This is a genomic window from Dehalococcoidia bacterium (genome assembly GCA_035310145.1).
Classification (GTDB): Bacteria; Chloroflexota; Dehalococcoidia; order CAUJGQ01; family CAUJGQ01; genus CALFMN01.
In genome coordinates this window covers 1-22,228 of record DATGEL010000055.1, presented here as the reverse complement: position 1 = coordinate 22,228, position 22,228 = coordinate 1, and the positions used below count along the sequence as shown (strand labels likewise).

Below are 22,228 nucleotides of genomic sequence, written 5' to 3'. Positions count from 1 at the left end.
GGCCGGGATGGCGGCGGCGAAGGCGGCAGATGCGGCACTGAGCAGAAGGAGGCAGCCTCGTGACGCGCAAGAGAAGGACTATCCCGATGAAGGGGGTGCTGATCGCGGCCGCCGGCGCGCTGGCGTTGACCGCGTTTCTGCGCTTCCAGCCGTTCGTGCACGGCCAGGGCCACCGCCCGGCACCGGCCGACCACGGCGTCGACGAAAACGCGGAGCGGATGATCGAAGAGGGACGGCAGACGTTCCGCTTCGACACCTTCGGCTCGGAGGCGTTCTTCGGCGAGGCGCTGAAGCTGCACAAGGCGATCGAGGGCGCCAACCTGGGAGGCGTCGGCCCCGGCGTCAGTCCGAAGACGGCGCTCTCCGTCGGTCTGAAAGTCGACCAGGACGCGCTGCCGCCGAATGTGGTCAAGGCGATCCAGGCAGGTCAGGTCAACCTGGACGACCCGGCCACGACGCTGACGCTGCTGAAGCTCAACGCCGTCGTCGGGCTGACCGGCTTCTTCGATGACTCGGGCCAGCTCAAGTCGCTGGGCATCCAGTGCGCCCTCTGCCACTCCACGGTCGATAACGCCTTCGCGCCGGGCATCGGCCACCGGCTGGACGGCTGGCCGAACCGCGATCTGAACGTCGGCGCGATCATCGGCCTGGCGCCCGACCTGTCCACCGTCACCACGCTGCTTGGTGTGGACGAGGCCACGGTGCACACGGTGCTGAACGCCTGGGGCCCGGGCAAGTTCGACGCCGAGCTCTTCCTCGACGGCAAGGGCTTCCGCCCCGACGGCAAGACGGCGGCGGTGTTGATTCCGCCCGCCTTCGGCCTCGCCGGCGTCAACCTGCATACCTACACCGGCTGGGGCTCCGTGCCCTACTGGAACGCCTTCGTCGCCAATTTGGAGATGCACGGCCAGGGCAACTTCTACGATCCGCGCCTCAACGATCCGCAGAAGTTCCCGGTTGCCGCCAGGGCCGGTTTCGGCAACACGCGCAACAAGCCGGACCAGGTCACCGCGAAGCTCGCCGCCCTGCAGTTCTACCAGCTGGCGATCGCCGCGCCGGCGCCACCCAGGGGAAGCTTCGATCCGGTGGCGGCCAAACGGGGCGAAGACCTCTTCATGAACAAGGCGAACTGCGCCCAGTGTCACGTGCCGCCGTTGTTCACCGAGCCCGGCTGGAATATGCACACGCCCGCCGAGATCGGCATCGATGACTTCCAGGCCAGCCGCTCACCGGACGGGCACTACCGCACCACGCCCCTCAAAGGGCTCTGGACGCACCAGCAGGGCGGCTTCTACCACGACGGGCGCTTCGCCACCCTGCGCGAAGTCGTGCAGCACTACAACGACTTCTTCCACCTGGGGCTGAGCGATCAGGAGATGAACGACCTGGTGGAGTACCTCAGGTCGCTGTAGCTCCGGCATCAGTCAGGCGTGTGGCCCGGTGGCCCGTGTGCGGTGCCTGCGGTGCAGTGAGACAGGCCGGCCTGCCTCACTTAGCGCCGGCGCGCCAACCCATTGCCGGAAGGCACATCCCACGGAACAGCGGAGCGGACGATGGCCAGCCTTTCGATCGACCTCTTCTATATCGGGCTCGGCGTTACGGCCGTGGCAACGGCGCTCTATCTGCTGCACGCGATGGGCGCCTGGGTCGGCTACCGGCGGGCCGCGACCAGCGCCGGCGAGATCACGATCCCGGTGATGGTGCGCCTGCCGGCCGAGCTGGGCCGCTGGGCCAGCGGCACGCGGCTGCTGGCGACGGCGCTGCTCACCGCCGCGCTCGTCTGCCGCGTGATCGCCACCGGCCACCCGCCCTACACCAATATGTGGGAGTACCAGGTCGCCTTCGGCTGGACGACGCTGGTGATCTACGGCCTGTTCGAGTGGCACTACGGGCAGCGCACGCTCGGCGCCTTCGTGCTGCCCGTCGCGCTGACACTGTTCGTCGTCTCGGCGGTCTTCTTCCCCGCGCAGGTGCAGCCGCTGGTGCCGGCGCTGCAGGCCAACCGCATCCTCGCCATCCACGTCGGCACCATGATCCTGGCCTACAGCTCGTTCACCGTCTCCTTCGGCGCCGCGGCCATGTACCTGCTGCAGGGGCCGAACGCCCGTTTTCCGCGGCTGCCGGGCCGGGTGCTGCTCGACACGATCGCCTACCGCTCGGTCGCCGTCGGCGTGCCCCTGCTGGCGCTGGGCATCGGCCTGGGCGCCTGGTGGGGCTATTCGGCCTGGGGCCGCTACTGGGGCTGGGATCCGAAAGAAACGTCGGCGCTGGTCACCTGGCTGATCTACGCCGGCTACCTGCACGTGCGCGGCCTGCGCGGCTGGCGGGGCGACCGCTCGACCTGGATCCTGATCGGCGGCTACGCCGCGGTCCTCTTCACCTACTTTGCCGTCAACCTCTGGGTCAGCGGCCTGCACAGCTACGCCGGCGTATAGCTTCCCGCAGCCGCGGGCCGGAGCGCGCCTGAGTGCGCCTGAGTGCGCCTGAGTGCCAATGAACATAGAACCGCAGCGAAACGCCCCCCGCTCCGACACCGCACCGGCGGAGCGGATCGAGGAAAACCCGCAGCAACGGCGCGAGTGGCACGGAGCCTGGCGCAGCATCGTGCTGCCGCTGGCCGTGGTCGCGGCCGTTGCCGCGGCCATCTACGGCGTGCAAGCGCATCACGGCGGCAGCGGCGCCGTCCACGGCAACGGCGGCTTCGGTCTCGTCGCGGCGCCCACGGACAAGAGTCCCGCGGGTGTGCGCCCGGCGGCCAGGGAGGGAAGGCCGGCGCCGGACTTCGTCCTGCAAACCGCCGACGGCGGCGTGGTCCGCTTGAGCGATCTGCGCTCCCACCCGGTGGTGCTCAACTTCTGGGCGAGCTGGTGCGGTCCCTGCCGCGCCGAGATGCCGGAGTTCCAGACGGTCTACGACACCGCGCGCGACAGCGGTCTGGTGGTGCTGGCCGTCAACGTCCAGGAAAGCCCGGGCAAGGTCAAAGACTGGGCGAAGCAGTTCAGCCTCACCTTCCCGATCGTGCTCGACGCGACGGGCCAGGTGAGCCAGGGCTACGACGTGGGCGGGCTGCCGTTGACCGTCTTCGTCGGCCGCGACGGCGTGATCAAACGCATCCACCCCGGGCAGCTAGACCGTACGGCGATCCTGAACGGTCTGGCGGCGATCCTGTAAGGCTGGTGCCATGATTCGACTCTCGGTCGTGCGCCGCCGCGTCCGTGCTGGCCGGCGCGTCGATCTGCCGCACGCGCTGTGGCGGTTGCTCACCTCCGTGCGCTTCGCCCTCTGGCTGATCGGCTTCGTTGCCCTCTCCGGGCTGCTGGGCGTCCTCATCCCGCAGGTGCCGCCGGCGATGCGCGGCGATGCGACGGCGGTGGCGGGCTGGCTGCAGTTTGAATCGGGCAAGTTCGGCGTCTTCACCGAGCCGATGCACCGCCTGGGGCTCTTCGACGTCTTCGACACCCGTTGGTTTCAGGCGGGCCTCGGCCTGCTCGCGATCGCGATCGCGGTCTGCGTCGGCAACCGCTTCCCGCCGATCTGGCGCACGATCCGCCGCCCGCCGAAGCGCGTCGCCGACAGCTATCTGCGCCGCGCCCACCACCACGCGGAGTTCGCCACGCCCGCGGAGGCCGGCGCCTTCGAGCGGGTGCTTGCGCGCCGGCACTACCGCGTGCAGCGCTTCGAAGAGAACGGCGCGGTGTATCTCTTCGCCGACCGCTTCCAGTGGGCGCAACTGGGCACCTTCGCCTCGCACCTGGCCCTGATCGTCTTCATGGTGGCCGGCCTCGTCAGCGTGGCCACGGGCTACGAGACCCAGCTCTTCATCGCCAAAGGCTGGGACGCCCCAATCTACCCCGTCAACAACCCCAACCAGATCCAGGTGCATCTCGACGACACGCTGGGACGGTTTGACCAGCGCGGGCGCCCGCTCGACTACCGTTCTATGCTGACGCTCTCCCGCAACGGCCGCGAGGTCAAGCGCTGCGTGGCGACGGTCAACGACCCATGCTCGTACGGCGGCTTCCGCTTCTCACAGGCCGCCTATTTCGGCTTCGGCGCCGAGTTGCTGGTGCGCGACCTGACGGCAAACCGGGTCGTGTACGACGAGGTCCTGCAACTGAAGGACCAGATGCCCGGGCCGCATCTGGCCGTGCGCGACGACGCGGGCCGGCTGCTGCTCGATCAGACGGTGGTGATGCGCACCTCGCTGGCAGGCACCTTCCTCTCGCGCGTGACCGTCCCGCAGACGAATCGGAGCTTCCTGGTCGGCGTGCGGCCCGACGAGGACCACCACCGCTGGTCGATGGTCGTGCTCGAGAGCCGGCCGGACGGCGGCCAGGAAGCCGCGGCACGGCTGCTGCTGGTGCCCGGACAGGAGGGCGCGCTGTCCGGCCTGCACTTCCAGTTCAGCAGCCTGGCCGCGCTGCCGGCAGCCACACGGAGCGACGTCCCCGCCGCGCCGTCGAGCAGCGCCGACGGCGGACAGGCGCCGGTACTGCTGCAAATGACCAACGCGATCTTCGGCTCAAGCGAGTCGTCGTCGGGCCGCGCCCTGCCCGTGGCGCCGGTAAACGGGCCGCCCACCCTCTACATCAGCGGCATCGGCACGGAGCCGGCGGCGCTGCGGCAGGGCGAATCCGTCTCCATCGACGGCTTCGAATACTCCTTCCTGGGCCAGCGCGCCTTCGCCGGCATTCAGGTGAAGCGCGACCAGGGCGCGCTGTTCATGTGGATCGCGATTGCGCTGCTGGTCGGTGGCACGGCGATCACCTTCCATGTGCCGCGGCGGCGGCTCTGGGCGAAGATCACGCCGCAACGGACGTATGTCGCGGGTATCGCCGGGCACCTGGTGGACTTCGGCAAGGAGCTGCACGAGCTGGGAGCGGAGGCCGGCGCATCGGACACAGCGGCCGCGGACGAGCAGATCCATGCGCGCTGAATCCGTCGAAGCGGCAGGCCGCGGCGGTATGACACCGGGCGCCGTCCTCACGGCTCCAGCGGCTGGGCACGTGCGCGAGGCAGGGGAGCGGCGGCTGCGACGCTCGCCGCTGGCGATCGTCTACCTGACGGTCTTCATCGATCTGCTCGGCTTCAGCATCATCCTGCCCCTGCTGCCCTTCTACGCCGAGCGCTTCGGCGCCACGGGGGCCTGGGTCGGGACGCTGCTCACCGCCTACGCCGCCGTGCAGTGCGTGAGCGCGCCCCTGCTCGGCCGGCTCTCCGATCGGGTCGGCCGTCGCCCGGTGTTGTTGCTGAGCCTGGCGGGCTCGGCGGCATCGCTGGCCCTGACGGGGGTCGCGAACTCGCTTGTGCTGCTGCTGGCGGGCCGGGCTCTGGCCGGCCTCTTCGGCGGCAGCATCTCGACGGCACAGGCCTACGTCGCCGACATGACCGAGCCGCGCGAGCGCGCAAAATACATGGGCCTGCTGGGCGCGGCGATCGGACTCGGCTTCGTCTTCGGCCCCGCCATCGGCGCCGGGCTGGCGCCGTTGGGCTTCGGCGCGGCCGCCTTCGCCGCCGCCGGGCTGGCCGCCGCCAACCTCGCCTTCGCCTGCCTCAGGCTGCCCGAGTCCCACGGCGATCGCGGCTGGAACAGACACACCCGCGCTTCCCTTGCGAGCCTGCTCGCGGGGTCGCGCCGGTCCGGCGCCGGCCGCACGCTCGCCGGCATCTTCCTGGCGACCTTCGCTTTCGTCAGCCTGGAGGCGACCTTCGCGCTGTTCAGCCAGCAACAGTTCGGGCTCGGCCCGGCGGGGTTCGGCATCGTCTTCACCTACCTCGGCCTGCTGATCGTCTGCGTGCAGGGCGGCCTGGTGGGCCGCTTGAGCCGGCGCTACGAGGAGCGCGCCCTGGCCGCCGCCGGCGCCGCGGCTCTCTGCCTGGCGTTCGTGGCGCTCGCGGCCGCTCCCGGTATCGGGCTGGCGCTGCCGGCCCTGGCGGCGCTCGCCCTCGGACAGGGGTTGCTCTCGCCCTCGCTCTCTGCCCTGCTGTCGCGAGAGAGCCACGCGGGCGAGCAGGGCAGCATGCTCGGCCTGGGACAGGCCGCCGGGGCCGCCGCCCGCGCCGCCGGCCCGATCGCCGCCGGCTGGCTGTTCGACGTCAACCGCGCCGCGCCCTATCTCGTGAGCGCCGGCCTGGCGCTGGCGGTGGCCTATCTGCTCAGTCAGACGAAGGCGCCCATGGTGGCAGCCACGGCCGGCGAGTCGGCCCCCGGCTGAGACCCGGCAGACGGATCAGGGTTGCGGGGCGGGTTTCGCGGGTGCGCCGATGCGGCCCAGCGCGATCGGCTTCGCCGTCTCCAGCCGCTCGTCGGCCACCAGCTCAAGGTGGTCCACCCACTTGACGCTCTGGTAGCAGGCGGTCCAGCTTGCGATCAGGCGCAGCGGCCCGCCGTGCTCCCGCGGCAACGGCGCGCCGTCCAGCTCGTAGGCCAGCAGCGGCCCTTCGCCGCCGATCTGCGCGAGCGGCAGCACGCTCACGAACGCACCCGCGCCCACGGCCACGTAGCGCGCCGCCGCCAGCGGCCCGGCCTGGCGCAGCACGTCGGCAAGCCGCGTGCCCGTCCAGCGCAGCCCCGGCACGCGCCAGCCCTCTTCGCAGGCGAAATCGGCGGTGAATTCGGCCACGGGCAGCGCCAGCACCTGCGCCAGCGCCAACGCCAACGGCGTGCGTACCAGGCCGTCGACGCGCAGCCGTGCAGGCGCCCGCTCTGCTTGCCCCTCGGCGACGGCTTCGCGGGGCATCGGGAAGCGGGGAAGCTGGCTGAGCAGGCGCTCCTCGGCCATCGTTCGCTCTCCTCCAGTTGTGCGCGCTGCGCCGGTACGGCGGGCAGGGCCGCGCGGTTCGCCTGGCCTTCATCATACATGGATACGTGGTGCGGCGGGCGCCGCGGGCGGACACGCCCGCGCCTTGAACCGCTTGTTGCGGCGCCGCCCCGCGGGTGCTGGCAACGAAGACGGCCCGCCACCTCTCCGAAGGGGTGGCGGGCCGGGAAGCCGATGGCGAGACAGGGCCCTCAGGCGTCGCTGCCCAGCTCCAGCACCCAGTACCAGCCGTACGGGGCGTTGGGGTTGGTCGGCTGGTAGCGCACCAGGCCGACGTAGTTCATGTTCGGGTCCAGCAGGTTCGCGTTGTGCACCGGCGAGTGTTCCCACTGGTTCAGCGTCTCCACCGCCGTGGCGAAGCCGCCGGAGATGTTTTCCGCCATAAAGGCGTAGGGCGCCGTGTAGCCGCAGTCGCGAAAGCGCTGGTCCCAGGTGCGGAAGCTGTCGTCGTGCGCGGTGTAGCGGTTGTTGGCCATATCCATGGCCTTCCATGCCGCCGCGCGCTGCAGCGGCGGATCGAACTGCAGCGGACCGAGCCCGTACTGCGCCCGGTAGGCGTTCAGCATATCGAGCAGCGCCTGCTCCTCGGGGTCGATCTGGAGCTGGCTGTCCGGCACGTCGCAGTTGACCGTGGCGCCGTCCGCGTGGACGGGCGCCGTGCTGCGCAGGCCAGCGGGCAGCGCGGCGGCGAGCAGGGTGGCGCCGAGCGCCATGGCGAGCGCCTTGCGCGACGTGCGGATGAAGGTGCTGCTGGGTGTCACCGTAGACGTTCCTTTCTCCGATCGCCGCCCGGCGGCGACGAGAGAACACCGAGGCGATGGCCGCTCGAAGCGCGGTCCCCGGTGCGGGAACGTCTTCGCAGTGGCTTGCGGCGGTCCGGCTGCCGTGTCCGCGCCGGGCGCGCCCGTACGCGAAGGTAGGCCCGAGACTTTGCGCCCCCGCCTTTCGCCGGGTTTGCCTTTGTCCAGCGTGCGAACCGGATCAGACTCGGAAGGCGATCGCCGCGGCCTCGCCGGGCCGCGGCGGCGCTCTACCACCGGCTTATATCAATATCGTGGCTGTGAAGCAATGTCTTTGCACAGCCGTGGTAACGCTTCAGTAACGTTGCCGCGGCCTCCTGCCGCTGCCGGCGGCAAGGGCGCAGCCGGAGGGTCCGGCTGCGCCCTCGCCTGCTGCCGTGCCGTCCGCGCTGGCCAACGCGAGGCGGCTCAGCCGCCGCTCATTTGACCGTCACCTGCACGCTGCAGGTGGCGCCGACGTTGCCGGCCACGTCGAACGGCTTATAGGTCAGCGTGTAGCTCCGGCCCTTCGTGGCCCGCAGCTGGCCCGTCGTATCCGCCGAGCCCGGCGCGAAGCCGACGATGTCGCTGCCGGCCGTGGCCGGGTTGTTGCTCGCCACGGAGACGAGCTGGAAGCCGTTCGGCCCGGAGAGGCCCGACTGATCGGTGACTGTGACCGTGGCCACGACGCTCACCAGCTTGCCGTTGGCCGGTCCGATCGGGTTCGGATTCACGACCACGCTGCACACGGGCGGCGCCTTGTCGATCAGGATCGGCCCGAAGAAGGCCGGCGGGTTCGCCTCGTTGCCGGCGGCGTCGCTGCAGTTGCCCGTCACCGAGCTCGTCGTGCCCTGCGCGCTGACCGTCACCGGCGGGCTGAGGAAGGCCTGCTCGTCGGTGACCACCGGCGGCACGCCCGACTGCACCGCGCCCTGGTCCTGGCAGCTGAACGTCACGACCACGTCGTGGTTGGTCCAGGCGCCGGCGGTGTAGGGCACGGTGTGGCCGTTGTTGTCCGTCGTCGTTGCCGAGGCCGAGGCCCTGGGCAGCGTCATGTCGATGTCGATGCCGTTCGCCGGGTCGGGCGGGAACGTGATCGTCGCGCCGTTGCCGGCGGCGTCCGTGCAGTTGCCGCTCACCTGGTCGTTATGCACCTCCGTGTTGATCAGGATCGGCTGCGTGACGAAGGCGATCTGCGTGCCGCCGGCGATCGGCGTACAGCTGAACGTCACCGTCACCGCCTGGTCGGTCCAGGTGCCCGGCGTGTACGGCTGGCCGCCGGCCGTGGCCGACGCCGTGATCACCGGCGCGCTCTTGTTGATGTTGATGCCGCTGAAGGTCGAGCTGGCGCTGTTCCCGGCCACGTCCGTGCAGGTGGCCGTCACCGACTGGTTGCTGCCGGGGCTGTTCACCGTCACCGCCAGCGGGTTCGTGCCGCTCGTCGTGGTCGACGAGGCCGTGCTGAAGCTCAGCGTGTTCACGCCCGAGCCGCCGTCGGTGCAGCTGAACGTGACGGTCACGTCCTGGTTGGTCGGTTGCCCGAAGTTGTACGGCTGGGTGCCGCTGCCGTTCGGAATCGTCGCGCTCGTCGCGATCACCGGCGGCGTCTTGTCCAGCCAGATCGCCACCGTGTTACCCGGCTGCGTCTTGTCCTCGACGTTGCCGGCGTTATCGGTGGCGAAGAAGTTCAGGTTCGTCTTGCCATCGACGGTGATGTTCACCGTGGTGCTGCTGACCGGCGTGGTCGACGTCGGGATGGTTTGTCCCGGCCCGCCGCCGGCCGGCGCGGCGCTGATCGTAATCTGCTTGACGCCCGAGCCGCCGGGGTTGTCCGTGGCGTTGAGCGCGACGATCACGTTCTTGTTGGTCCAGGTGCCGAAGCTGTAGCCGGGCGGCGCTGACGCCGTGGCCGTGGTGGCCGGCGGCGTAGTGTCCGTCGGGTAGAAGAAGCCGGGACCGTTGGCATCGGCGGCGCCCTTCAGGATCACGCCCTGGTGGTCGGGGTTCGTAATCGTGATGTCCGCCGGGCCTCCCGGCAGCGACGGCACGACGCCCTTGATCGTGGTGGCGCTCTGGATGATCGGCGGTGAGACGATCGCCGGGCTTACCGGCGGCAGCGGCTGCAGCGCCACGCCGCCGATCGTCACGAAGGCGTTGCCGGTCGAGTTCGCCCCGGCATACGGATCGGCGGTGCCGTCGGCCAGCTTCGCCGGGTTGTCGAAGGCGAAGCCCGTGCCGGTGATCGTGATCACCGTGCCCTTCGCGCCGCTCGTCGGGTTGATGCTCATGATCATCGGCGCCGGCGCTGGCGTGAAGTTGAAGGCGTTGGCGAGCGTGGCGCGGTCGGGGCTCCCGCTCGTGTCGTCCGGGTTGATCACGGTGACGCTCACCAGGCCGTAGACACCGGCCGGCGTGAGCGTGTCGATCTCCGTGCTGCTCGGCACCGAAGTCGAGGCCGCCGGTGCGACGGTGCTGCCGAACACCACGCTGGCGCCCGGCGCGAAGCCGGCGCCGGTCAGCTTCACCGCGGTGTTGCCCAGCGTGCTGCCCGTGGTCACGTCGAGCTTCGTGAGCGAGATCGCGGCCAGCGCCGTGTAGGTAAAGCCACCGCTCAGCGTGCCTGAGCTCTGGCCGTCCGGGTTGACCACGATCACGTCGACCGCACCGGCCGCGTGGGGCGGCGTGGTCACGGTGATCAGCGTGCCGGTGCCGTTGACGCTGGCACTGCTGCCGGCCGTGCCGCCGAAGGTCACATGCGCGCCGGCGACGAAGCCGCTGCCGCTGAGCTGCACCGGTGTGCCGCCCGTGGTCGGACCGCTGGTGGCGCTGCCGCCGGCGAAGCCGGTCAGCGTGGGCGCCGGGCCGGCGGTGTAGGTGAAGGCGCCGCTCAGCGTGTTCGAGTTCTGCCCGTCCGGGTTGGTCACGAAGACGTCGGCCGCGCCGGCCGCATGGGCGGGCGTGTTGACGATGATCTTCGTCGAGCCGGAGACGGTCGCGAAGGCCGCCTGCGTGCCGCCGAAGGTCACCGCGGCGCCGGGCGCGAAGCCCGTGCCGGTGATCGTCACCTGTGTGCCGCCGGTCGAGCTGCCCGTGGCCGGGCTGAGCGGCGAGGCGATCGTCGGCGCCGCCGAGTTGGTGAAGGTGAAGCCGCTCGCGGCCGTGACGCTGCCGCCGTCGGGGTTGGTCACGACGACGTTCACCGCGCCGGCCGTGTGGATCGGCGTCGTGGTCGTGATCGCCGTGCCGGCACCGTTCACGCTCGTGGCCGTGCCGCGGGCGCCGGGGTCGCTCGTCGGGCTGGGGAAGATGAAGGTCACAGTTGCGCCCGACTGGAAGCCGGCGCCCGTGATCGTCACGCTTGTGCCGCCCAGCGTGCCGCCGCTGGTCGGGCTGATCGGCGTCGCGGCCAGCGTCGGCGGCGATCCGGTGAAGGCGAAGTGGTTGGCGTCGCCGGACTTGAGCACGCCGAACTGGCCGTCGGGATTGATCACGACAACGTTCGTGGCGCCCGGCGGGCCGGCCGGCGTGATCGCCAGGATGCTCGTGCCGCCCAGGACATCGACCGCCGTGGCCGAAAGGTCGTTGGGGAAGGGGTTGCTCGGCGAGCCGTTTGAGCCATCGGAGGGGCCGAACAGCACGATCGCGCCGTCCTGGAAGTTCTGGCCGCCGATCGTCACATCCGTGTTCGAGCCGGGCGGCGCCGTGCTCGGCGTGACGCTGGTCACGATCGGCGCCGGCACGAAGGTGAACTGGTCCGCCGTGCTCGTCGCGCTCGTCTCGGAGGCGCCGCCCGGCAGCGTGACCGTGACGGTCACGTCCACCGTGCCGGTAGCCGCGGGCACAGACGGCGAGACGGCGTCGATCTCGGTGTCCGAGACGGGGGTGACGCTCGCGGCCGCGTGCGTGCCGAAGTTCACCGTGGTGGTCGCGCCGGCGGGCGGGTTCAGGCCGCTGCCGCTGATCTGGACGTTGGTGCCGCCCTTCTCCGGGCCGCTCGACGGCACCACGCCGCTGACGGCCGGATGTGCGACGTAGGTCAGGCCGCCGGGCACGTCCGCCGACCGCGTGTCGCCCGTGAGCGTGACGGCGGCGCTGACCGGCACGTTGCCGGTGAGGTTCGCCGCCGGCGCCGTCGCCGCGATCGACGTATTGGTGATCGTGCCCGTGGAGACGGCGCCGCCGTTGATCGAGAGGGCGGTCGTGCCGGTGCTCGGCGCGAAGCCGGAGCCGCTGACCGTCACCGCCGTGCCCACGTCGTTGAAGACCAGCGCCGGGGTGATGCCCGTGGCGCTCGGCAGCGGCGCGTAGGTGTAGCTCGTCGTCCCCGAGGAGGAGCCGTTCGACGCCGTGACCGTGACCGCGCCCGCCGTCGTGCCCGCTGGCACCGTGACGGCGAGGTGGCCGTCGTCCGTGACGCTGAACGCCGCGGCCGTGCTGCCGAAGGTCACGCTGGTAATGTCGCCGTTGTTGTGGAAGCAGCTGCCCGTAATCGTCGCCGCGGGTGTATCCGGTTGAAAGGAGATCGCCGGGCTGATGCCGCTGACGCTCACGCTGCAGGCCGCGGCGGCCTGGCCGCCGGGGCGCGCCAGCGTGAGCGCGGCGAGCGCCAGGGCGCCGAGCAGCAGGAAGCGGGAGCGGCCGTGCCAGGCGCGCCCCCCGCGGGTGCGTTCTCTTTCGTGTCTCACGCGATCCTCGCTTTTGCCGGTTCGGGGGCGGCGGGATGTGTAGTACCCTCCCGCCGCCCGCCGACCATGACCGAAAAGCGGCCGGCACGGCGCCTACTGCACCGCCGTCTGATACGCCATGGCGTAGTCCTCGTACGCGGTCTCGAACTGGCCGCCGGCGGCTGCCGCGTTGCCCTGCGCCAGGAACTGCTGCGCGTTGCCGACACCCTGGCCGGCCGCCTGGAGGTTGGCGATGGTGCCGGCCACGATCGCGCGCGCCGTTTCCAGATAGCCGCCCTTCGCTGCCGGCAGGGCGAAGATCGCCAGCGACGGCTGCGAGGAGACGGCCATGTTGCGCTCGATCTCCATCTGGATGCTCAGCGCCTGGAAGGCGGAGATGTTGCCGAGCAACGTGTCCATGTGCCCGTTGATGTCGTTCGCCAGGCCGTTGGAGGTGTTGTCGGTGTTGTCGTTGGGCTGGCCGACGGTGCTCTGCAGCGTGTCGGTCTGCCCCTGCAGCGTGGTGGCCGTGTTGTGGATCTGCGTCGCCGTGCCCTGCGCGGTGCCGAGCTTGATGATCAGGCTCGCCAGGTCCTGGGTGATCAGGTTCACGTCGGTCTGCACGTTGTTGAGGATCGTCTGAATCTGGCCGGAGAGCGCGGCGAGCGCGTTCACGCTGATCTGCGAGGACGCCGGAATGAAGCTGCCCGGGTTGTTCGGGTCCTGCGGGAAGGTGCTGACCAACTGCTGGTTGAAGGCGAAGGTGATGCAGTCGGTGGCGAAGGTCAGCTCCTTCTGCAGCTCGATCGCGATACCGTTCGCCACGCCGAAGGCCGCGCCGGCAATGATCGTCACCGCGGCGAAGTCGGCGCCGTCCGGCGCGCCGGAGGCGACGGCATTGGCGATGGCAGCCGCGTCGGCCGCAGCCCAGTAGGCGTAGAACAGGGTCTTCGCATTGCCGGGGCTGTTGCAGTCCGGGGCCAGGTACGGCTCGGGGAAGCCGGCAGCCGGCGTCACCGCCAGCGCGTCTTCCACCGCCAGCGCATCGGCCCGCAGCGGCGTGCCGCTCAACGAGCCAAACAGCGCGGTCAGCGAGGCGGGCATCGAGTAGTCGGGGATGGCGCTGGCCAGGGTGTTGCCGCCGCCTCCCGCATTGCCCGGGAGCGCGCTGCTGCGCCGCCCGCCGCCGGGTCGGGCGCCGTTGCCCGGTCCGACGCTGTCGATCAACGCCTTCAGCTTGGCCGGCTGGTCGCGCCAGGCCGGGTTCGTGCCGTAGCGCTTCTCCAACTCGCGCAGCTCGTTCGCATTGAGCGTGTCGACGTGCTGCTGCGCGACTTTAATCGCCGAGCCGGGGTCATGCACCGTGTTCTTGCCCAGGTGGTGGCTCGTGTTCGGGTTCTGTTGCAGGGCGTTGAGGACGTCCTGCATGCCGGCGAAGTAGGTCTTCAGGTCTTTGCGGAAGTTTTCGTCGTCGCCGTTCGTCGGCGGTGAGGCGTTGTTGCCGTTGCCACGCCCGGCCTGCGGCGTGGCGTTCGGACCGGCGCCCTGCGCCGCGGGCGAATCGGCCGCGATCAGCGGCAGCGCGGCACCGATCAGCGCGACGGCCGCGACGATAACCAACCAGCGTCTCATGGCTGTTCTCCTGATCACGCGGGTGACCTGCTCGTCGAAGCGTCGCGTATTACTTCGTGGCATCTTGATAGGCCTTGGCGTAGTCGCTGTACGCGGTCTTGAACTGGCCCGCGGCGAACGCCGCCTCGCCCTGCGCGAGATAGGACTGCGCGTTGAACACGCCCTTGCCCGTGGCGATCTCGTTCTGGATCTCGGTCTTGACGATGTCGTGCACGATCTCCAGGTAGCCGCCCTGGGCCTTCGGCGTCTCGAACAGCCCGATCGGGTTGTTGCCGTGCAGGCTCAGGTTCGCCTCGATCTCCATCTGCACCTGGAGCGTCTGGAAGGCGTTCAGGTTGGTGATCGCCTGCTTCGCCTTGGTCAGGATCGTGTTTTCGGTGTTGTCCAGCGCGTTGACGTAGGTCTGCGTGACCTGCGTGTCGTCCTGGATCTCGTCGACCTGGCTGTTGTCCGTGGTCAGTGTGCTGTTCAGCGTGTCAGCCTGCGCGAGCAAGCCCGGCGCGCAGTTCGGTCCCGCCTGCGGCGCACCGCTGGTCTTGCCCTGGATCTGGCAGTTCTCGATCGTGTCGGTCGTCTTCTGCACGTTGGTGATCTGTTGCTGCGTGCCGGTGGCCTTGTTGATCAGGTCCAGCACGCTCTGTTCCGACGAACCGGCCACGACACTGCTGCTGTTGTTCGGATCGGTGGGGAAGGTGGCGGTCTGAATCCCCTGGAAGTAATTCTGGGCGCAGTCGAGCGCGATCGCGTCGAGCTGCGAGAGCACGAGGAAGGCGACGTTGGCGACGCCCCAGGCCGCGGCCTCGGCGATCTTCACGCCGGTGGGCACGTCCACCCCGATGAAGGCGGCGAACACGCCCGGTGTGGCCAGCATGATCGCCTGGATCGCGCTCTGCACCTGGTTGGCGATGAACGCGTCGTTGAACAGCTCGCTGGCCTTGAAGTTGGGCGCCGTGCCGCCGGTGCTACTCTCGCAGCTGTCGACGAAGGTGCCCTGCGTGTCGTCCAGCGTGGTCGGCGCGGCGTTGGGGTGGAACGGGTTGAAGGCATCGAGCGCGCTCCCGCGGTTGGCCGGCGCGGGCGCACCGTTGTAGCTGCGCACGAAGGCGAGGAACCGCGACCGCTGCACAGAGGGCCCGGAGGCGGGCGCCGGCGCGCGCGTGGCGAGCGTGCGCAGCCCAGGCACGCCCAGCGCCGGCAGCGCGCCGGCGTGGCCGCCGACGCTGACGGCGGCCTTCAGCTCTCCTGGGATCTGCTGCCAGTTTGGGTTCTGTGAAACCGCCGTCTGCAGCGCCGCCAGGTCGGTGGAGGTGAGCTGCGGCACCTGCTGCTGCGCGGCGGTGAGCTGGCCGCTCGGGTCGCTGCCCGTGGCCACCAGCGCCTGCGCCGTGGCGGGGTTCGCTTTCATGGTATTGATGACATCTTGCAGGCCGCTGAGGAAGCCGCCTAGCTGCTGCCGCAGCGCTTCCTGATCGGGTGTGGTGGGAGGTGGAGGAGTCGCCGTGGGCTGGGTTTGCGCCCGTGCAGGGGAGTCGGCGGCGATCAGCGGCAGCGCCATGAAGACGAGCGCGAGCGCCGCACAGACGAGGAACAGGCGTCTCATGGAGGTTCTCCCTGTGCGTGTATGCCGTGTGCATGTCTGGTGCGGATCCAGCTGGCGCCGAACACGCTGGCTCCCGCGCCGTCGCGGCACGGGCAAGGACAGCGCCCACGCTGCCTGAACAGCGTCGCAGGAGATGGCCAGGCAGGGCGCGCATGAACGGGCGCCGGATAGCGCAGGCACCTGCGGGGACCAGCCGCGGATTGTGAGGGGCGTGAGGCCGGCATCGCCTCCGATCTCTTCGCCGTCAGAGGCGAAGAGGTACGGCGGCGCCGTGCCTATTGCTCTCTGCCGGTCGGCTACGCGGGGACAGGGCGCCGTGCAGAAGCACGGCGCGAAGCCTCTTTCCGGCTAGGCTGAGCAGACGCGGAGCGACGCTGGCGAGCGGCGCTCGCGGCTGCGGCGCCGAACGCGCGCGCTCGGCATGTTTATAACGCTGAACCGAATTCGATGTTACGGCATCGTGTAAAGGATCTTGCACGGAGTTTCGGTCAATTCTGTAGCTATCGGAGCGAGTTGTAACCTGACTGCCACCGTTTCCCTGGCGTCTATGGCCGCGTGCGATACTGCAAGCTGCCCCGGCCCGCAAGCCGGCGGCACGAGGAGCGAAGCCGTGGAGGTCTTTCCCCCGGAGGAGCTGGACGCCGCGCAGCGGCAGGGCGGCCGTCTCTATCACGAGTTTCTGCGCGTGCCGGCGCTGAGCGCCGGCCTCTACGTGCTGCCCGCCGGCGCCGAGGATCCCCAGCAGCCGCACGCCGAGGACGAGATCTATCACGTGCTGCGCGGCCGCGCCCGCGTGCGTGTGGCCGGCGAAGAGTGCCCGATCGGCCCCGGCGACACAATCTACGTGGCCGCGCGGGTGGAGCACCGCTTCCTGGCGATCAGCGAGGAACTGGCGTTGCTCGTCGTCTTCGCGCCCGCGCACGCCGGCGGGTAGGGAATAGGGAATCGGGGAATGCGCTGCTTCGGCGTCCCCTTCAGTCGCCGCGACGCCGTCTCTCCGTCCTGCTCCAGCGTCCAGACGCCGCGGCCGACGAAATCACCGCTCGCGTCGAGGGCGATACGGCGCGGCGGGTCGAGCTCCGTTACCTGGAATCGCCAGCGCAGCGTGTAGGGCAGCCAGCCCCTGGTGTGGAGGTCGACCACGCGGCCAAGGCCCCGCGCATCGCCCGGCGCCAGCTCGTGCACGGCCAGGTAGACCGCGGGCCACCAGCGCGGCAGGTCCAGCGGGTCGCCCAGGATCGCGGCGACCTCCTCGATCGCGCCCGTCAGGCGCCAGCGCGTGATGAAGCGATACTCATTGGCGGGCACCGGCCGTGCCTCCTCGCGGCGAAGCTGTGTGCAGCTCAGCATACGGCGGGCGCGGCGCCGGCGGCTGAGCGGCGAACCGATGCCGCTGCGCCGTTTTGCCCGCTGCCCGCGTTCATAACACGGGCAACAAGACCACCAGCAGCACCAGCAAGGCTGCGAGCGCGAGCACGGCGATCAGCGCCAGCGCCGCGGCACGGCCATGCAGGCTGTACCAGCCATCGGCCGGCTCCGGCGGCCGGTGCCGCCGAGTGCGCGAGGAGAAGCGCGGCATATCCGCACCGAGTGCAGCGTGTCTGCCCGGCTACCCACCACTGCAGCGCCGGGAACGTACCATCGGCCGATGACAGAATGGTGACAGCCACGGAGATTGTGCCGGCTGGCTGAACCGTGCTCAGCCGCCGCCTGCTGGCCGAGTACGGCGCGGCCGCCGGTCTGCTGCCGCATGCGCTGCCGTTGGCAACCCCGCCCGCGGGCGCCTGGGCCGGCATCGAATCGCGCATTCGCGCCGCCGCCGCCGCCGCTCCGCTCATGGCGCCCGCGGGTGCGCCGCGCGGGCGGCTGGCCGCGCTCTGGACCTGGCTGCAGGGCGGCGGCCTGCGCCCGGCGCTGATCGGCGCGGCGCTGCTCGCGGTCGTCTCGCTGGTAGCCATCGTGTTCGTCGTGCGGGGCGCGGGCCTGCCCGGAGGCAGCGCCGGCAACCGTGCCGTGGTGCGCCAAACGCAGGGCACCGCCGCTGCTGCAACGCTGGCGGCGTTCGCCGGTTCGCCGTCCGCGTCCTCAGTGCCGGTTGCCGCCGCCAGCGGCACACCCAGCGGCAGGGCAGCGGCCGCATCCGCCGTCGCCACGACACCGCCTACGGCAGCCGCCACCCGCGCCCCTGCCGTGCCGGCGGCCAGCGTCAGCGCGGCCACGTCTGCTCCTGCAGTCGCCGCTGCGCCGCGCCCGGTCGCGGCCGCACCCATATCTGCGGCGACGGCGCTGGCGCGCTCACCCGCTCAGCTCCCCGTGAACGGCGACGATCTCTCGCTGGTCGAACTCGGCCTTGCCGTGGGTGGCGTCTTGCTCCTGCTCGGCGGCCTCACACTGCACCTCGCGCGGGGCCGGCCGCGCGGCTGATGGCCCCGGCCCCGTCCCTCGCGCCTGCGAGCGCGACGGCCGCCCGCCACGCGCCCCTGCACGAATGCGCTAACCCAGCGCCATTCCGGAACTTCCTCCTCCGGATCGTCCCTCTCCTTCTCTCCAGTATTGGGAGAAGGACCAGTGGAAGATCACGGGGGTGAGGTTGAGGGCCGCACTTACCGCAGCCACTCCGCCACGCGTTCGCCGATCATGATCGTGGTCAGGTTGGTGTTGGCCCGCGGCAGATCGGGCATGATCGAGGCGTCTACCACGCGCAGCCCTTCCAGCCCGTGCACGCGGCCTTGCTGATCGACCACCGCCAGCGGGTCTTCCGCGGCGCCCATCTTGCAGGTGCCGACGGGGTGGACCAGGTGGCTGACGTTCTCCCGCAGGTAGGCGCGCAGCCGCTCGTCGTCCGCAACGGTGGCGGCGTCGGGACGCAGGATCCGCTCGGTCAGCGCCGCGATCGGGTCAGACGTGAGCAGCGCCCAGGCGCGGCGCACGCCGTCCAGCATGCGCGCCATGTCCTCCTCGTCGTCGAGCAGGTTCAGCTCAATCAGCGGCTGCGTCCGCGGATCGGCGCTCGCCAGCCGCAGATGCCCCAGCGATCGCGGCCGCTGCAAGGTCGGGCAGAGGGCGAACAGCGCGTCGATGCCGGCCACGGCGAAGCGCAACTGCGGCGAGCGCTCGGCGTGGTAGCTCCAGATGTACATCTGCATGTCGTTCGCCCGGTCGCTGCCGGCGGCGGTGTAGCGCAGGCCGATCTGCTGCAGCGGGTCGGCCGCGGCCGAGACGCCGGCGCGCGGCGTCGCCAGCAGCGTGACGGAAGGGTGGTCTTTCAGGTTTTCGCCCACACCGGGCAGATCGCGCACGAGGGGAATGCCGAACGCTTCAAGCTGCCGCCGCGGCCCCACGCCGGAGCGCAGCAGGATCGGCGGGCTGTGCAGCGCCCCCGCCGCCAGCACGATCTCGCGCCCGTAGACCGTCTGCACGCTGCCGCCGTGCTCGACCTCCACGCCCACGGCGCGCTGCCCCTCGAACAGCACGCGGTTGACGTGGCAGTGCGCCCGGATCGTCAGGTTCAGCCGCGGCCGCGCCGGTTGCAGATAGCCGATCGCGGTAGAGACGCGCAGCGTGCCCGTGCGGTTCATCGCCCAGGAGCCGACGCCCGTGGCGTCCGGCACGTTGTGGTCGGTCGATTCCGGGTAGCCCGCCGCGCGGCAGGCGTCGAAGAAGGCGCGTTGCAGCGGCGTCAGCTCGTCGTGGCGCCAGCGCACGATCGGGATCGGCCCGCCCTGGCCGTGGTAATCGCCGCCGTGGTCGCGGTCGTCCTCCAGCCGGCGGAAATAGGGCAGGCAGCGCTCCCACGCCCACTCGTCGTTGCCGGCGGCGGCCCAGCCATCGTAGTCCTCGGGCGTGCCGCGGATGGCGACGACACCGTTGACGGCGGAGGAGCCGCCCACGACTTTGCCGCGCGGGTAGGGCACGGCGCGGCCCGGCACGGCGTTGCCCTGCCAGTGCCAGTCGTGCGCCTCGGTGGAGGCGGTGAGGCCGTCCGTCAGGTCTTGCGGCAGTTGCTCCAGGTCGGGGTAGTCCGGCCCGGCTTCCAGCAACAGCACGGCGCAGTCCGGGTTCTCCGAGAGGCGGGCCGCCAGCACGGCCCCCGCGGAGCCGGCGCCGATGATGACCTGGTCGTACTGCATGGTGCCTCCCAGCGCCGGCGCGATCGCGCCACGGCCGAAGACAGAGTGGCGGGCCTGCCGGCGTAGCGCAAGCCCGCCTATCCCTCCCTCCTGCAGGCGCTCGGATGTCCCTTCCCGACGCGGGAAGGGCGCGGTTCGAGAAGGTCCGGTAGCCCTCTGATAACCCTTTCCTCGTGGGAAAGGGACAGGTTTCGCTTGCGGAACCAGGGATAGGCGGCCGCAAACATTCCCACTGAGATACTTGACAGTTCGACAACAATCAGCGATACAGATTTGCAGCAAACGTTTCGGTGCCGGGCACCGAGAAGGAGCGCCCCGCATGAAGAGACGGATCCTGCTGCTCGCGGTGAGCGCCGCTACTGGCCTCGCGCTGCTCGGCTTCTACCCCGCCGCGCCCGCCCGCGCCGCCACGCTGCCTGCCGGCTGGAACCTGGTGGCCGGCGCCGACGGCGCGACGCTGAACGGCGCCAGCGGGCTGATCTATTCGCTGCAGCCGGGCGACACGACCTACCAGAGCTTCCCCGCCGGCAGTCCGCTCAAGGCCGGCTGGGGCTACTGGGCCTTCTTTGCCGGCGGCGGCAGCGTCAGCTCGCCCAGCAGCCGCAATGGGTACAGCGTGACGCTGACACCCGGCGCCTGGGCGATGGTCGGTAACCCCACCTCGGATTGCATCGTCTCGGTCAGCGGCGCCGACAGCGTGCTGGCCTACACACCCAGCGGCGGCTACGTCGAGGCGACCTCGCTCGGCGTGGGCCAGGGCGCCTGGGTGATGGGCGCAGGCAACGTCACGCTCACGCCCGGCGCCTGCGTCACAGCCACGCCGGCCGCGACGCCCGCCGCCGCGGCCGCACCCACGCCCGCGCCGGCCTCTGCTTCAAGCGGCCCCGACCTGACCACGATCACCGGCCTGCAGAGCGTGGCGCTGCAGCAGAGCGATCTGCCCGGCTACACCAGCGGCAACAGTCAGCTCAATCTGCGTCTCTCGCTGCGCGGTGGCTCCGTCGGCTACGTGGGGTACTGGATCGATCAAAATGACCGCAGCCCGCGGCTGCTGGTTGTCGACGTGCTGCAAACCTATCCGACGCCCGCGCTGGCGCACCAGGGCTTTATGGCCGCCGCCGCCGACGCGCTCAACCCGGACTACAGCGGCACCACGCTCACCGCCGGCAACGTCGTCAATGAGGGCGCCAGGGGGTTGGGCGACGAAGACGCTGCCTCCTACTACCTGCTCACCAACTCGCACGGCGTGCAGTTCGACAGCTACACTGAGATCCTCCGTCGCGGCCTCACCGTGGCGCAGGTCTCGACGCTCGACTTCACGCCGACCGGCTCGCTGCTCAACCCGATCGCCTACGCCGGCATCATCTACAACCGCATGCAGGGCCGCTGAACCGGCGCCGACGCCCGCCGACGAGGATCCGGCCCCGGCGCCCACGCGAGCGCCGGGGCCGTTCGTGCGTGAGCGTATCGTTGCCGGCGCCCGCGTGCTCGCGGTCGCCGGCATGTGCGCCTTCACACGCGGGTCCAATCGCGTTTTCATGCGCCGCCGCTAGCCTTGGCTCAGCGGCCGGGGGCGAGGCGCCGCGAAGGCCGCGCAACCGGGAGGAACAGGCCATGACACTGCCGCAACCGTTCGGCTCGGAGCACTCGCAGAGCGGGCGGCGCACCAACCGGCGCACGCTGCTGCGCGGTGGGCTGGCGCTCACGCCCCTGCTGGTGCTGGCGCCGCTCGCGCGCAGGCTGCTGCAGCCCGCGAGCGGCCGTGCCGCGCCCGCGAGCGTGGCAGGCACGCAGCAGGCGGCGCCGGCCTGCGTGGTGACGCCGCAGGAGACGGAAGGGCCGTACTTCGTGGACGAGCAGCTCAACCGCTCCGACATCCGCTCCGACCCGGCCACGGGCCAGGTCAAGGACGGCGTGCCGCTCTACCTGCAGCTCGTCGTCTCGCAGGTCGATGCCAACGGCTGCGGTCCGCTTGCCGGCGCCGTCGTGGACATCTGGCAGTGCGACGCGCTCGGCGTCTACTCGGACGTGAGCGACCCCGGCTTCAGCACCGTGGGCCAGAAGTTTTTGCGCGGCGCGCAGACGACGGACGCGAACGGCGCCGTGCAGTTCGTCAGCATCTATCCCGGCTGGTACCGCGGCCGTGCCGTACACACGCATTTCAAAGTGCGCACCCACCCAGACGCGGCCACGGGCTACGAGTTCACCTCGCAGCTCTACTACGACGACGCGCTCACGGATACGGTCCACGCGCAGCCGCCCTACGCGGCGAAGGGCACGCGCGACACCCGCAACAGCGACGACGGCATCTACCGCGGCGGCGGCGATCAGCTCGTGCTCGACCTGCAACCGATGGAGGACGGCGCGGGCTACCGCGCGACCTTCCAGGTCGGCGTCGACCTGAGCGCCCCGTCTTCTTCTGGTGCGGGCAGTGCGGGCGGCGGGCCGCCGCGGCCCCGCTTCTAGGGCGTGTCTGGTGAATCACTTGGGGAGCCACAGCAGTAATGCGGCAATCACCACCATGGCGCGGTAGTTCCAGCCTCGCTTGTCGTAGCGGGTGGCCAGGGCGCGGAACTGCTTCAGCCGGTTGTGGCAGCACTCC

18 protein-coding genes and 1 riboswitch are annotated in these 22,228 nt (G+C 70.6%); of the genes, 9 read left to right on the top strand and 9 right to left on the bottom strand.

From position 1 onward, the window contains the following. Positions 1–86 precede the first annotated feature (86 nt). The 5 genes from VKV26_11550 (at position 87) to VKV26_11530 (ending at position 6,215) form a co-directional block, all read left to right on the top strand. Positions 87–1,412, top strand: a complete 1,326-nt coding sequence (locus VKV26_11550; GenBank protein HLZ70525.1) for a hypothetical protein — start codon at positions 87–89, stop codon at positions 1,410–1,412. A 141-nt stretch (positions 1,413–1,553) separates the two neighbouring features. After that, entirely contained in the window at positions 1,554–2,435 is an 882-nt protein-coding gene (gene ccsB, locus VKV26_11545; protein ID HLZ70524.1) for a c-type cytochrome biogenesis protein CcsB, read from the top strand. A gap of 58 nt (positions 2,436–2,493) precedes the next feature. Then, positions 2,494–3,171 (top strand): TlpA disulfide reductase family protein, encoded by a 678-nt coding sequence (locus VKV26_11540; GenBank protein ID HLZ70523.1) that lies wholly within the window; start codon positions 2,494–2,496, stop codon positions 3,169–3,171. 10 nt (positions 3,172–3,181) lie between these two features. Beyond that, on the top strand, positions 3,182–4,936 hold the full coding sequence (locus VKV26_11535; protein HLZ70522.1) for a cytochrome c biogenesis protein ResB: 1,755 nt from the start codon (positions 3,182–3,184) through the stop codon (positions 4,934–4,936). Beyond that, on the top strand, positions 4,926–6,215 hold the full coding sequence (locus tag VKV26_11530; protein HLZ70521.1) for an MFS transporter: 1,290 nt from the start codon (positions 4,926–4,928) through the stop codon (positions 6,213–6,215). The genes VKV26_11535 and VKV26_11530 overlap by 11 nt, the downstream gene beginning before the upstream one ends. Before the next feature lie 15 nt (positions 6,216–6,230). On the opposite strand, the gene VKV26_11525 is transcribed toward VKV26_11530, so the two are convergent. The 5 genes from VKV26_11525 to VKV26_11505 all read right to left on the bottom strand — a co-directional run bounded on the left by VKV26_11525 (position 6,231) and on the right by VKV26_11505 (position 15,496). Continuing rightward, on the bottom strand, positions 6,231–6,782 hold the full coding sequence (locus VKV26_11525; protein HLZ70520.1) for a molybdopterin-dependent oxidoreductase: 552 nt from the start codon (positions 6,780–6,782) through the stop codon (positions 6,231–6,233). A 230-nt stretch (positions 6,783–7,012) separates the two neighbouring features. Continuing rightward, complete coding sequence (locus VKV26_11520; protein HLZ70519.1) at positions 7,013–7,582, bottom strand: CAP domain-containing protein; 570 nt, start codon at positions 7,580–7,582, stop codon at positions 7,013–7,015. A 106-nt stretch (positions 7,583–7,688) separates the two neighbouring features. Beyond that, a riboswitch (cyclic di-GMP riboswitch) is annotated at positions 7,689–7,790 on the bottom strand. Between the two features lie 250 nt (positions 7,791–8,040). Next, complete coding sequence (locus VKV26_11515) at positions 8,041–12,285, bottom strand: IPT/TIG domain-containing protein (protein ID HLZ70518.1); 4,245 nt, start codon at positions 12,283–12,285, stop codon at positions 8,041–8,043. 93 nt (positions 12,286–12,378) lie between these two features. Then, on the bottom strand, positions 12,379–13,896 hold the full coding sequence (locus VKV26_11510; protein HLZ70517.1) for a hypothetical protein: 1,518 nt from the start codon (positions 13,894–13,896) through the stop codon (positions 12,379–12,381). Positions 13,897–13,945: 49 nt separating this feature from the next. Beyond that, positions 13,946–15,496, bottom strand: a complete 1,551-nt coding sequence (locus tag VKV26_11505; protein HLZ70516.1) for a hypothetical protein — start codon at positions 15,494–15,496, stop codon at positions 13,946–13,948. A 610-nt stretch (positions 15,497–16,106) separates the two neighbouring features. Between VKV26_11505 and VKV26_11500 the strand changes: the two genes are divergently transcribed. Further along, complete coding sequence (locus VKV26_11500; protein HLZ70515.1) at positions 16,107–16,430, top strand: cupin domain-containing protein; 324 nt, start codon at positions 16,107–16,109, stop codon at positions 16,428–16,430. On the opposite strand, the gene VKV26_11495 is transcribed toward VKV26_11500, so the two are convergent. Further along, positions 16,337–16,804, bottom strand: coding sequence for an SRPBCC family protein (locus tag VKV26_11495; GenBank protein ID HLZ70514.1), 468 nt, complete (start codon positions 16,802–16,804; stop codon positions 16,337–16,339). The genes VKV26_11500 and VKV26_11495 overlap by 94 nt on opposite strands. A 112-nt stretch (positions 16,805–16,916) precedes the next feature. Continuing rightward, the gene (locus VKV26_11490; protein ID HLZ70513.1) at positions 16,917–17,075 is read right to left on the bottom strand and encodes a hypothetical protein; all 159 of its coding nucleotides are present in this window, start codon (positions 17,073–17,075) and stop codon (positions 16,917–16,919) included. A gap of 116 nt (positions 17,076–17,191) precedes the next feature. Between VKV26_11490 and VKV26_11485 the strand changes: the two genes are divergently transcribed. Continuing rightward, on the top strand, positions 17,192–17,920 hold the full coding sequence (locus VKV26_11485; GenBank protein ID HLZ70512.1) for a hypothetical protein: 729 nt from the start codon (positions 17,192–17,194) through the stop codon (positions 17,918–17,920). A gap of 179 nt (positions 17,921–18,099) precedes the next feature. Here VKV26_11485 and VKV26_11480 read toward each other — a convergent pair whose 3' ends face one another. After that, positions 18,100–19,626, bottom strand: a complete 1,527-nt coding sequence (locus tag VKV26_11480) for a GMC family oxidoreductase N-terminal domain-containing protein (GenBank protein HLZ70511.1) — start codon at positions 19,624–19,626, stop codon at positions 18,100–18,102. A gap of 319 nt (positions 19,627–19,945) precedes the next feature. On the opposite strand from VKV26_11480, the gene VKV26_11475 reads away from it, so the two are divergent. Then, positions 19,946–21,016 (top strand): hypothetical protein, encoded by a 1,071-nt coding sequence (locus VKV26_11475; protein ID HLZ70510.1) that lies wholly within the window; start codon positions 19,946–19,948, stop codon positions 21,014–21,016. Between the two features lie 224 nt (positions 21,017–21,240). Next, positions 21,241–22,092, top strand: a complete 852-nt coding sequence (locus tag VKV26_11470) for an intradiol ring-cleavage dioxygenase (protein HLZ70509.1) — start codon at positions 21,241–21,243, stop codon at positions 22,090–22,092. A 15-nt stretch (positions 22,093–22,107) separates the two neighbouring features. Here VKV26_11470 and VKV26_11465 read toward each other — a convergent pair. After that, positions 22,108–22,228 (bottom strand): IS5/IS1182 family transposase (locus VKV26_11465; GenBank protein HLZ70508.1); only part of this gene is annotated, 121 nt, incomplete at its 5' end.